The 11,980-nt window shown below is 42.7% G+C and carries 11 protein-coding genes and 1 riboswitch; all 11 genes read right to left on the bottom strand.

Features of this window, described 5'->3' with window-relative positions; all coding sequences use genetic code 11:
* Complete coding sequence (locus NST56_RS12310) at nt 1–888, bottom strand: 5'-3' exonuclease (RefSeq protein WP_229147141.1); 888 nt, start codon at nt 886–888, stop codon at nt 1–3.
* Between the two features lie 102 nt (nt 889–990).
* The gene (locus NST56_RS12315) at nt 991–1,137 is read right to left on the bottom strand and encodes a hypothetical protein (protein WP_003230761.1); all 147 of its coding nucleotides are present in this window, start codon (nt 1,135–1,137) and stop codon (nt 991–993) included.
* A gap of 74 nt (nt 1,138–1,211) precedes the next feature.
* Complete coding sequence (locus NST56_RS12320) at nt 1,212–1,469, bottom strand: YpbS family protein (RefSeq protein ID WP_010334673.1); 258 nt, start codon at nt 1,467–1,469, stop codon at nt 1,212–1,214.
* Nucleotides 1,470–1,533: 64 nt separating this feature from the next.
* Nucleotides 1,534–5,115, bottom strand: a complete 3,582-nt coding sequence (locus NST56_RS12325; RefSeq protein ID WP_339176913.1) for a dynamin family protein — start codon at nt 5,113–5,115, stop codon at nt 1,534–1,536.
* 177 nt (nt 5,116–5,292) lie between these two features.
* Nucleotides 5,293–5,382 carry a Fur-regulated basic protein FbpC gene (gene fbpC / locus NST56_RS12330; protein ID WP_100069434.1) on the bottom strand — a complete coding sequence of 30 codons (90 nt, stop codon included), beginning with the start codon at nt 5,380–5,382 and terminating at the stop codon, nt 5,293–5,295.
* A 70-nt stretch (nt 5,383–5,452) separates the two neighbouring features.
* Nucleotides 5,453–5,959 (bottom strand): isoprenylcysteine carboxyl methyltransferase family protein, encoded by a 507-nt coding sequence (locus tag NST56_RS12335; protein ID WP_010334675.1) that lies wholly within the window; start codon nt 5,957–5,959, stop codon nt 5,453–5,455.
* 3 nt (nt 5,960–5,962) lie between these two features.
* Nucleotides 5,963–7,060, bottom strand: a complete 1,098-nt coding sequence (locus NST56_RS12340; protein WP_268446013.1) for a type III polyketide synthase — start codon at nt 7,058–7,060, stop codon at nt 5,963–5,965.
* A gap of 72 nt (nt 7,061–7,132) precedes the next feature.
* On the bottom strand, nt 7,133–8,449 hold the full coding sequence (gene pbuX, locus NST56_RS12345; protein ID WP_326331574.1) for a xanthine permease PbuX: 1,317 nt from the start codon (nt 8,447–8,449) through the stop codon (nt 7,133–7,135).
* Complete coding sequence (gene xpt, locus NST56_RS12350) at nt 8,446–9,030, bottom strand: xanthine phosphoribosyltransferase (protein ID WP_010334678.1); 585 nt, start codon at nt 9,028–9,030, stop codon at nt 8,446–8,448. Before xpt ends, pbuX begins: the two co-directional genes overlap by 4 nt.
* Before the next feature lie 92 nt (nt 9,031–9,122).
* Nucleotides 9,123–9,222, bottom strand: a riboswitch (purine riboswitch).
* A gap of 145 nt (nt 9,223–9,367) precedes the next feature.
* Nucleotides 9,368–10,873 carry a carboxypeptidase gene (gene ypwA / locus NST56_RS12355; RefSeq protein ID WP_339176919.1) on the bottom strand — a complete coding sequence of 502 codons (1,506 nt, stop codon included), beginning with the start codon at nt 10,871–10,873 and terminating at the stop codon, nt 9,368–9,370.
* 112 nt (nt 10,874–10,985) lie between these two features.
* Entirely contained in the window at nt 10,986–11,978 is a 993-nt protein-coding gene (gene kdgT, locus NST56_RS12360; protein ID WP_010334680.1) for a 2-keto-3-deoxygluconate transporter, read from the bottom strand.
* Nucleotides 11,979–11,980: the final 2 nt, after the last annotated feature.

Consider the following 11,980-nt stretch of genomic DNA (forward strand, 5'->3'; position numbering starts at 1 on the left):
TTACACGATCTCTCTAGCGTTCAGTTTTTCAAGCATACGCTCAATTCCTTTGATTTGATGGCGGCGAAGCATGACAGCCGCCTGCTCCATTTGCAATGTAAAAACAGCTTCTGTCAGCGTACAGACTAACGGAACCGAGCAGTTAATTTCAGCAAGCTTTCTCGATATTTCCAGGTCGCTTATACCTTGCTGAATTTTCCCCTGCTGTCCCTTTGGAAGAAGCGACAGATTCTCCAGCAAGCGGTCGATTGTTTCGTATTCACGAATCAGTTTATACGCGGTTTTTTCTCCAATGCCTTTTACTCCGGGATAATTATCACTGGAATCGCCCATCAGCCCTTTGATGTCAATTAAAGCCTTGGGCAGGACACCTGTTTCTTCGTAAAATACATCTTTTGTATACACTTTATAATTGCCGATTCCTTTTTGAAGCAGCGCAACGCTTACTTTGTCCGTTAACAGCTGAAGTAAATCCCTGTCGCCTGTTACGATCGTAATATCGGCTTCTTCAGAAAACATAGCTGCAAGTGTTCCAATGCAATCATCCGCTTCGTATCCGGCAAGGCCAATATTCATGATGCCAAGTTCAGCGGCCGCTTCCTTTGCCAGATCAAATTGAGGGATCAGTTCAACCGGCGGCTGGCTTCGGTTTGCCTTATAATTCTGGAACAGATCATTCCGGTACGTTTTGCTGCCCATATCCCAGCAGCATACAACATGTGTAGGCTGAAATGTTTCCACGGCTGTGATTAAATGCTTCAAAAATCCGTTGACGCCGTTTGTCGGAACCCCGCTGTCATTTATCATAAAGTTGCGATGCACGGCTGTGGCGAAAAATGCCCTGAATAAAAGAGCCATGCCGTCAACAAGCAATAATTTATTTTTCATATGATAACTCCTTTTTCTATCAGTCGATCTATTTTACCATAAGTGACGCGAAAATAAAAAAACAGCATCTCTTGTATAGAGATACTGTTTTGGATGGTTCAATCAATCGTTATGTCTTTTATTGCTGGCAATCAGCTTTTCAGCTTCACGTCCTGCGTAAGAGTCGAAATGGGTTTGAAACCCGTTTTTCTTTTTGGCATTGTTATTGGCCTGTGCATTTCTGTTACCCAGCTTTGTTCTGCCCAACATAAATCCCCCCTTACGTCGGATACATATAGTATGCGCGTAACGGGGGATCTGCACTCGAGGCAGGATCATCCAGCTTATGTGCGGCTGACGTATTCTTTGACCATTTCTTTTGATACCAGACGTCTAGTCGGTACGATGCCTTTCTTGGCCAGCTGATTCATCTTTTCTGTCACTTCATTAATGGCATCTGTGGAAAATGGCTCATCGTTTTTGCATTTCGCAACAGCTTCTTCAATCGCCATTTCACGAAGGTGTTCAAGCTGCATAAATGTTTTAATATGCTCGTGCTGTTTTGCAGAATGTGCAGAAATTGCTTTATGTACCTCAGACATCAATCGTTCATCTCGCTTTTTCTATTTAGTCTATCATGACTTGAAATGCAAGCCAACTGAATTTTTACATTTTGATTGTATCACCTGATCTCTGCCAAGTTATACATGCTTGATATGCTTCTTCAACCTCTTTCATACGTTCCCCTTCTGCGTATCCTTCTACATACGTATCTCTTTGGCCCTCTATTTGCGCCAATGCTTTTTCCGCCATTTCATACTGCAGGCGTCTGACATATTCAGCATAATGAGATATAAGGCTTTCTTCTTCATTTTTGATCCAGAGCTCCGTTATTTTCATAAGCTTCATCCGCACCGCTTCAATGAAGCCTGCTTTTCCTTTCTGTTCAAAAAACTGCTTCGGAGATTTGATTTGTTTTTGTTCCTGTTCAAATGCACGTTCATCGATTTCAGGTTCAACTTCTTTCAGCTGTATGCTGTTAGAAAGCTGATCATCCGCATAAATGGAGAAATAACCGTCTTCCTTCAATGTGTTTTGACAGCTTTCAAGCCACTCTTCAGTGATATGCCGTTCGATGAAACCGCTCATTCGAATATCGAGCGTTTTGATCTCCTGAATATACTCAAATTGATATTCATGTAATACGGTTTTCATCACCGCACCGATATTCTTTTTCCAGTCTCCATTTTGAAGACCTGGATGAAATGATGATTTTAACAAATCATTCGCAAAAAAGGACAAACGCTGTGTAATGTGATATAGCTGCTCCCTTGTATCCTTTTTTACTTTCTCAATAATGATTTCTGAATTGCGGCGTTCCTTGATAGCAGCAGCTGCCCGCTCAAACGATAATAGAAGACGCTTTTTTTGCGCTTCCTTTTCTTCTTTGGACTGATGCTGAGATTGATGAAGCTGTACGACCGTTTCACATAGTTTGTCTGCTTCTGAGCTAAGCTGTGCCGCAGCTGCTTTCTTTACATCGACCTCAATAAACTGGTCTAACTGTTCTCTTACTTTTGAGAACTGATTATGATTCGTTTTCGATTTTCCTAAGAGCTCTTCTTTACTTGACACATAAAAGAGCTGCGGATCATGAATTCCTTCTTTTAAAAGCTCTGATCTGACATAATCCGTGACTGTTTCGAGTTCTGCTTTATCTTTCGCTAGATCAGCAGCATTAATGACAAAAAACATTTTATCCATGCTGAGCGATTCTTTCACGAGTCCCAGCTTACGTAAAAATGAGCGGTCTCCTTTCGAGAACGAATGCTGGTAATAGGTCATGTAAAAAAACGCATCGGCATCCTTGATATATTGAAATGCAAGTTCTGTATGCCGTTTATTCAGACTGCTAGCCCCAGGTGTATCAACGATCGTAATTCCTTTTTCAGTCAGCGGGCATTTAAAATAAACGGTCACTTCCTTAACAGCACAAGCCGTTGTCTCCTCGGCTACATACGGTTTTAACTCGGAGAGCGGAATCGTTAATATCTTTTGGGCTTGAATGTATTGCTGATATTTTTCATAGGCAAGCAGGAAATGACTAATCATATTGATTTGTTCTTCTTGCAGACGCTCTTTTTTTATTGCCTTTTTCCATTTTTCCGCAAATGACCATCCTTGTGGTTCCTCTTGCATTCCTGTGAGCTGCATGATTTCAGCCGTAATGTCATCCTCCGTCTTAAAAATGACATCCGCTGTTTTGTGGGATTTGCCGTTTACCGGTTTCGTTATTTTGTTAATCGTTGCTGTTGTCGGTGTCGGTGATGACGGCAGCACCCTTTCACCAACCAGCGCATTGGCAAATGAGGATTTTCCCGAACTGAATCCTCCAAATAGAGCAAGTGTGAATTTTCGGCCTTCCAGCCTTTTAATCCTTTCACGAAAAGCTGAGATTTGTTTTGACAGCATACGATATTCGCCCAATAGATCCGACAGTGTGTAAAAGCGTTTTATCTGATCTTGAAGCGGCAGCTCTTTCCCGCTTTTTATTTCTATTTTTTGGGTCTGCTGCTGCATATACTGTGCTTGGCTTTGTTTCTGTTCTGGAGCTTTAACCTTTTTTTTCTTCTTTCTAAACCAGTCCAGATCTATGTTTATTGGGCTTGCAGACGCCTCTTCCCAGATCGCCCACATGCGGCCGGCTTTCTCACGGGCATATTGTTCGTGACTGGCCTGTTTTTGAAGACAAGCCAGCTTTTCCGATTCCTGTGTGAGACGGCTATTGATCGTTTCCTGTTCTATGGATGCGCTCTGTTTTACCGTATCGGTAAGTGTCTTGATGATGTCTGATGCTTCAACTTTCGCCTCTTTACGGATCAGCTCTGCCAAATCTTTTGTATATTGCAAGACATATTCAGAAGAATAGGCTGCGCCTTGTTTGACTGCGCGTTCAATGATATCAACATGAAGCGGCGTGCGATAAGCCTGGATCAGCTTTTCACTTTCAGCTGATTGAATACCAAATCCCTTGGCGAGCTTATGTAAGATATCTATGATATGCCAATCCGCTTCCGCTTCCGTTCTTTTTTTTATATCAGAGAAAAACTCATTTCTCCTTTTTTCTCTTTCCTGTGCAGTCTTTGCTTTTGAAAAGAAAAACCCAGTCTTAAAAGAGGGTTCACGTGATTCTAAGTAAGCTGCTGCCAATTCACGCATTTCAAAAGGCGTCAAGTTAGCGTTTTTTAAAATTCGATTGACTTCCTTCTGCATCGTGCTTTCTGCCTCAATCGGTTTATTTGCTGCTTCGGCTGATTGAAACTGCAGGGAATCGACCAGTCGTGCTTGCTTTTCAAGCTTTTCTCCAGAACTTGGATTTTCCGTATCCTCTTTCATGAGCATCTCTGTGTGCTCTCTCAATAAATTCTGTACTTTTTGTTCGGTAATGGAATGCAAATTTCTTTTTGACTGCTGTTCGATTCTTTTTAACTTTTTTCGCAGGATACCGATTTGATTGAATGGGTGATTCGGTTCCGTCACCGACGTGAAAAAGAGTGCATCCTCTGGAATTCCTTCTTGACAAAGCATCGCCTCCACTTGCGCCTTGTAATCTTCAAAGCGTGTCTCGGTCTCATCATGTCTGTCAATTTGATTAACGATAAAATATATATTCGGAATGCTGTCTTTGATTGACCTCAGAAACAGTACATTTTCCTCTGAATGGACATGGTTATAGTGAACCACGTAGAACAGCGCATCTGCTTGGTGAAGAATAGATGCCGCCGATAAAAAATGAGCCTCATCTGTTGAGTCAATCCCGGGGGTATCAATATATGCAACTCCTGGCTCGACTTCAGTATACCGGTCAAAAATTTCTACAGTTTCAATCTGCTCCCCATCCTTGCAATATTGCTGCACCTTGTCTTTATGATAGGCACCCTCCAGCTCCGCACACGCTCCGTCTGTTGTATGAAGACGAACACGCTTTTCTCCATTTCTGATCACAACAAGATTAGCGCTGGTCGGAATAGGACTTGTCGGCAGAATATTTTCCATTAACAAGAAATTTAACAGTGATGATTTCCCTGCTGAATAATGCCCTGTAAACGCGATATAAATTTCATCGTCTGCGGCCTTCTCAACAACTGAAGCCAGTTTTGCCGCTCTTTTTTCATCCTGGTTCTCAACCATTTGTTCATAAAGTACCCCAGTTTTGTACAAAAGTTCTTGCCTGCTGCGTTCTGTCATAAGTCTGAACCCCTTTGTGCCGTTTCAATTATGAATCTCTTTTGAAAGATCTGAATACATCTCACTTCCATTTTACACAAGAATGACCCAAATTTCTTTAAGAGAACAGAAAAAAGCTGCCGAAGACGGCAGCTTCTATAAAAGAAAATCTGCAACTTTTTACAAGTTCCAGATTGTTCAAACAGATTTATTAGAGATTCCTTTCAATACAAAACCAATTAATACACTATATGTACAAACCGCCCCAAGCAAAAACAGCATTGTCATTTGCTTCACCATCCTGATTGAGAATCTTTTTCATCTTCATTCTAACATGGATGAGAATGATATTCAATCTCTATTTTGCTGTATATTCGCGTAATGCTTGCTCCTCTGCACGTATTCTGACAGACAGCATAACGGCATTTAAAAGTGAAAACAGACACATGGTAAAGTACGCTTGATACAAGAGCGGAATCAGGATGATTTCTAATACGACAACCGTATAGTTTGGGTGCTTCAGCCATTTGTAAGGCCCTTTTTTGACAAGTTCAGCACCCGGAACGACAAGAATTTTTGTGTTCCAGTATGCTCCCAATGAACAAAGCGCCCAATATCGAATCGCTTGTACTGCCAATATAGCCGCTGCTATGCCTGACCACCAGCTTGAAGGCTGTTTGTGCAGCAGCAATACTTCCGTAATTAAAGACAGAAAAAAAAGAATGTGCATGGTGATGATATACGGATAATGCCCCTCTCCGCATTCTATCGCTCCTTGTTTTTTCACCTTTTGTTCGTTTCGTCTCGCCACAGCCATTTCCGCTGCCCTTTGAGCAGTGAGCACAGTAATCAACATCCAAAACATGAGTTATGCCCCCTTTTCCCAGCTGAACAGCAGCAATTCTGACGAAAATCCCGGCCCCAATGCACCGATCAGCCCCCGTTCTGCTTCGTTTTTACTTCCGTTCTGCAGATGGTGGTCGATCACATACAAAATGGTGGCCGATGACATATTTCCGTGTTTTTTCAAGATGGTTTGCGAAGACGCAAGCTGCTCAGGTGACAGTTCAAGACAGTTAATGTATGCATCAATGACTTTTTTTCCGCCAGGATGAGCCAGAAAGACCGTAATATCGCTGAATGAAAGCTGATGTCCATTCAAAAAATTCTGGACATTTGTTTTCAGCCATTTTTCAACCAAAGTCGGAATATCTCTTGAAAAAATGACTTTGAAACCATGGTCGGTAAAGTCCCAGCCCATAACATCTTCAGATTGTTTCATCAATACAGATTGCGAATCCGATATATTCGGCAAAAGCTGCAACTTTGTCAGCCGGCGGTCTGCCTTCTCCCCGCATAATAATGCCGCTGCAATTCCGTCGCCAAAAAGTGATGTGCCGATCAAATTGCTTTTCGTTTTATCTTCTGGCTGAAATGTCAGACTGCACAGCTCAGCGGCAATGACAAGAACAAAAGCCTCCGGATATGCTTTACAGTACTCAGCAGCGCGCGCAAGTCCGCTCGCCCCTCCTGCACAGCCGAGTCCCCAAAGCGGAATTCGCTTCGTATAAGGAGAAAACGGGAGTTCATTCATCAGCCGCGCCTCGATGCTTGGTGTGGAGAGGCCCGTGCTGGAGACGAAAAAAACAGCATCCACTTTTTCATAAGGAATGGGTTCTTGAAGATAGGCTGCATTTGCGAGACACGTTTGAACAGCCCTGACGCTATGCTTGAGTGTTTCCTCTATATAAATTTGATTTTTTTCTTCAAAGTTGTGCCCTTCTTTATACCATTCAATGGGTCTCACAAATTGTCTCGATTCAATTTGCCCGTTTTTAAAGGAGGTTAACAGCCGTTCTATATCTTTAAAGGAATGCTGAAACATATATCTGGCAAACTCCGCCGCCTTTTCTTGATCCACATCATTCTCAGGAAGACTTGTTCCGATCGACAAAACAAATGCCATATGATCACCTCTTAGCATACATTGTGCCGCAACTTTCTTTTTTATATGCAAAAAACTCCGCCGTAGCGGAGTTTACACTGCTGTTTTTTGCTGATTGACATCAGCTTTCTGTTCTGTTTTTTCAGCTTTCGAAAACATATTATATATCATATTCAAGACAACAGCCGTAAAGCTGCCGGCAACAATGCCGTTTGTTGTAAGAAGCGTTAAGGCACTTGGAAGCTGTTTAAAAATGTCCGGCACAACTGTCACACCGAGACCTAGCCCAACTGAGCAGGCAACGATCAGCAGGTTTTCCTGCTTTGCAAAATCAATTCGGCTGAGCATTTTGATGCCATAAGCAATGACCATTCCAAACATGGCCACCATCGCTCCGCCTAACACGGCAGATGGAATGATTGTCGTAAAAGCAGCGATTTTGGGAAACAGGCCAAAAGCCATGAGAAGCACGCCTGTCACCACAATCACTGCATTTTTCTTGATTCCTGTCAGCTGGACAAGTCCGACATTTTGAGAAAATGCAGTGTAAGGAAATGCGTTAAATATGCCGCCCAGTAAAACAGCCAGTCCTTCTGCACGATACCCTCTGGATAAGTCCTTTTCTGACAGACGGCGGTTGGTCAGATCGCCTAAAGCAAAGTAAACGCCTGTTGACTCTACAAGGCTGACGATGGCGACGATGGACATTGTAATGATAGGGGCCGCATGAAAAGACGGTGCGCCGAAATAAAACGGCTGAATCATTTGAACAAAGGCTGCGTCTGAGACATTATCAAATTGAACTTTCCCCATAAAATACGCGATAAATGTCCCAATCAAAATACCGATCAAAATGGAGATGGACTTGATAAATCCTGTTGTAAAACGGTATAGAAGCACGATGATGCTTAAAACGATCAAAGCGAGAGCAAGATTAGAAAGATCACCGAAGTCCGGACTGCCTTCCCCGCCGGCTATATTATTCATGGCCACCGGCATAAGTGTAATACCAATGATGGTAACGACAGAACCTGTAACAACAGGCGGGAAAAACGAGACGAGCTTTCCAAAGAAAAACGAAATGAGAATCACAAGAATACCTGAGGCGATAATACTTCCATAAACAGCGGAAACCCCGTATTCGGAGCCTATGGCAATCATTGGTGACACAGCGGTAAATGTGCAGCCAAGCACAACTGGAAGCCCGATGCCGAAAAACCGATTGCTCCAAACTTGAAGAAGTGTAGCCACACCGCACATAAAAATATCAATCGACACCAAGTAGGTCAGCTGCTCCGCCGTCAGCCCCATCGCCTTCCCCACAATCAGGGGAACGACAATGGCGCCTGCGTACATGGCGAGCACATGCTGGATCCCTAGTGACAGCGTTTTGCCGAATCCGTTTTTCATGAACGAACCTCCTGTACAAAAGATACTTTTCCTTCTGCTAAAGATTCAATTCTCGCCAAAGATTCCACCCGATAGCCAAGCTTCACAAGCTCTTCTCTTCCCGGCTGAAAGGATTTTTCAATGACAATGCCAAGTCCCGCGACAGAAGCTCCAGCTTGCTTTACGATCGATGCCAGTCCAAGTGCTGCTTGTCCATTTGCCAAAAAGTCATCGATAATCAACACGTGATCCTGATCTGACAGATGATTTCCCGATACTGCGATTTGGCTTTCTGTTTGCTTCGTAAAGGAATATACAGACGATGTCAGCAAATTGTCAGTGAGCGTTAAAGACTTATGTTTTCTCGCGAATACGACTGGCACACCCATTTGTAAACCAGCCATTACGGCTGGAGCAATTCCGGATGATTCAATTGTAACAATTTTTGTTACTCCGTCTTTCTCAAATCTGGCGGCAAACTCGTCACCGATTTTCTTCATGAGCAGCGGATCAATTTGATGATTTAAAAAAGCATCCACTTTCAATACCTGATCTGATAAAACGACGCCCTCTTCTTCTATTTTTCGTTTCAGTGCTTCCATCCTGTCATACCTCCGTTCAAATAATAAAAAAAAACATTACCCGCTCAAAACAAAGAGCAAGCAATGCTGAAATAACAAAAAACCGTATACGTCCGGTCTCATTGCTCACTCATAGTCGGACATTTACGGTGCCCGGTAGAAACTTGCGTGCCATATCCACGCGATTATATGAGTGTTCCTATCATATTGTTACAAATTATATCAAGATTCTAACCTCTTGCATAGATGAAAAATAAAAATTCCCGAACTTTAATTCTTTTTTCGAAAAGATCATTCGTTTTTTATTGAATATTTCGATAATAAATTAGCCTGACGTTTGAAACGCCAGGCTTTTTCATTAAGATAAATACAGATTTGAGTATTTATTTTGCAAATAATCAATCAGGTAACGTACATTCAGCTCTTCACCTGTTGCTTCTTTAATAATGTCTAATGGCTTTTTCCGTTTTCCGTGAATGTGCACTTTTTCCGTCAGCCATTGTTTAATCGGATGAAACTCCCCTCTTTCCAAGAGAGTATCAAATTCAGGCAGATCATCGAGCATTTTATGTTTCAGCTGCGCTGCATACATATAACCAAGTGCATACGATGGGAAGTAGCCAAAATCTCCACCCGCCCAGTGAACATCCTGCAGGATTCCCTCTGCATCCTCAGAAGGAGTAATACCTAAATAATCCTGATATTTTTGATTCCAAAGGGTAGGCAGTTCTTCCACAGATACTTCATTGCTGAAAATCGCTTTTTCTATTTCATAACGAATAATAATATGCAAAGGATACGTCAATTCATCCGCTTCAACTCTAATAAATGAAGGTTTTGATTCGTTGACAGCCCTAACAAAATCATCAAGCGATATGTTGCGGAACTGTTCAGGAGACGCTTCTTGTATTTTCTGATAGTATGGTGTCCAGAAATGCTTGTTGCGTCCAATAAAATTCTCGTAAAATAGTGATTGAGATTCATGAATTCCCATTGAAGCACCATCTGATAAATTCGTCCCGCTCAGCGCTTCGTCAATATTTTGCTCGTAGATCGCGTGACCGCATTCATGAATTGTTCCAAAAATAGCCGTCCGGAAATCTTTTTCATCGTATCTCGTCGTCACCCGAACATCCCCGCGGTTCATTGTCGTCGCAAATGGATGAACGGTTTCATCGAGCCTTCCGCCGTCAAAATCGTAGCCGAGCTCTTGCAGGAAATAAAGGCTGAGTTCTTTTTGTTTTTCCTTAGGGAACACTTCATTGATAAAGCTTGTATCCGGCTTATTCCCTGAGGCTGACACTTGTTTAATAAGAGGTATGATCGCTTCTTTCAGTTCAGAAAACAGCTGATCAAGCACCTTGACCGTCACACCCGGTTCAAACAAATCAAGCAATGCATTATAAGGATGCTCTTCATAACCCCAATATTCAATAAATCGTTTATTGTATTCGATCAGTTCCTCCAAATAAGGGGCAAACAAGCTGAAATCAGATTTTCCTTTCGCTTCCTCCCACGCCGTCTCAGCCTTAGAACAAAGAATAACATATTCCCTATATTCTGCTTCAGGGATTTTTTTGTTTTCTTCATACTCTTTTTTCGCCAGCTCTACAGCCTTTTTCGTATCTTCAGACAAATCATCAAACCATTCATAAAGCACATCAATAAGCTCCTTCATTCGATCTGATGTCTGAATATTGAATATATCTGTTGAAAGCTGACCGATGCTTTCAGCACGGTCCTCTGAGCCATTTTTCGGGGCGCCTGTTCTGGAGTCCCAATGCATTAAGGCAACCGCTTCACTATAATGTGAGATTCTCTTTAAAAGATCAAAAAATTCCTTTTCGTATGTATGTATCTCCATATCCATTCCCTCCCTATTCTAGCCGTTCCATTACAGGCTACTGGAAGGGTGTTTGAAAGTCAAATTGTTTGTATAAAAGGCTGCCGGTCTAGTTGACGGCAGCCTTCATCACTCAATTTATTGTCATTTGATTTTTGGGCGGCGGTGTTTTTCGTTTTTTCGCATTGATTTTTTTATCCACCCAAACTGTAGCCAGAGGTGTTAACAAAGAGGTGACAATGACGCTTGTCGCAATGATTGCAGTTGCAGATTCAGCTACAGGGGCAAACGCAGAATTCGCTTCCGCTAATGCGTATGGCACAGCGACAGCCGCTCCCGCTGTTGATGAAGCTGCCACTCCCGCGACACCGTCTCCCCGGGCAATGAAACGATCAAGCAAAAACAAGGAACCGCCGGATAAGATGACAACAGATACACCGATCAAAATGCCTAATAGCCCTGACTGAATCAGCATTCCAAAATTTAAAGTGTTGCCAAGTGAAAATGCAAAAAACGGAATGATTGCCGGCACAACCTTGCTGAATAAATCTCTGAGATCATGATCAAGATTTCCAAGAATGCAGCCGAGCAAAAACGGAATGACTGTTGCTGCCAGCGTTTCCCAAGGAAAAGCAGCCAGTCCGGTGACACCGAACGTAACCATGGTCATAAAAGGCCCAGATTCTGTACTGATAAACGCGAATGCGCCGGCATCTTCTTTTCTGCCCATATGATTCATGAGCGCCAAATAGAGGCCGCCGTTGGTTTCATTCATCACTGCAACAATGGCTAGAACAGAAAGACCTGCAAAAAACCCGGATTGTATGCCTTCATCGGGTATAAATTGAGCCGCAATCACACCAAGCAGTGCCGCAAACCCAATCTTTCCCAATAATAAGGTAATCCCTTTTCTTGCAATATAGCCTGAGGAACGGAAATCAATCGTCGCTCCAACGCAAAAGATAAAAACGCCTAGTATAGGAAGGGTTCCTGTAATAAGCGCGCCGGTAAACCCTCCAAAGAACTCTGCTGTTCCAGGCGCAAACGTATTGAGCGCTGCTCCCAGAAACAGCGGAATAATCATCATTCCGCCAGGTACCCGTTCAATTGTCGCTTTGATTTTCATTT

The organism is Bacillus sp. FSL R5-0560 (assembly GCF_037966305.1).
Classification (GTDB): Bacteria; Bacillota; Bacilli; order Bacillales; family Bacillaceae; genus Bacillus; species Bacillus mojavensis.

Coding starts and splice junctions, on each gene's coding strand:
- kdgT (WP_010334680.1), bottom strand. CDS start 11,978: ATGAAAATCAAAGCGACAATTGAACGGGTACCTGGCGGAATGATGATT.
- NST56_RS12335 (WP_010334675.1), bottom strand. CDS start 5,959: ATGTTTTGGATGTTGATTACTGTGCTCACTGCTCAAAGGGCAGCGGAA.
- ypwA (WP_339176919.1), bottom strand. CDS start 10,873: ATGGAGATACATACATACGAAAAGGAATTTTTTGATCTTTTAAAGAGA.
- pbuX (WP_326331574.1), bottom strand. CDS start 8,449: ATGAAAAACGGATTCGGCAAAACGCTGTCACTAGGGATCCAGCATGTG.
- NST56_RS12315 (WP_003230761.1), bottom strand. CDS start 1,137: ATGTTGGGCAGAACAAAGCTGGGTAACAGAAATGCACAGGCCAATAAC.
- fbpC (WP_100069434.1), bottom strand. CDS start 5,382: ATGACAATGCTGTTTTTGCTTGGGGCGGTTTGTACATATAGTGTATTA.
- NST56_RS12340 (WP_268446013.1), bottom strand. CDS start 7,060: ATGGCATTTGTTTTGTCGATCGGAACAAGTCTTCCTGAGAATGATGTG.
- NST56_RS12310 (WP_229147141.1), bottom strand. CDS start 888: ATGAAAAATAAATTATTGCTTGTTGACGGCATGGCTCTTTTATTCAGG.
- NST56_RS12325 (WP_339176913.1), bottom strand. CDS start 5,115: ATGACAGAACGCAGCAGGCAAGAACTTTTGTACAAAACTGGGGTACTT.
- NST56_RS12320 (WP_010334673.1), bottom strand. CDS start 1,469: ATGTCTGAGGTACATAAAGCAATTTCTGCACATTCTGCAAAACAGCAC.
- xpt (WP_010334678.1), bottom strand. CDS start 9,030: ATGGAAGCACTGAAACGAAAAATAGAAGAAGAGGGCGTCGTTTTATCA.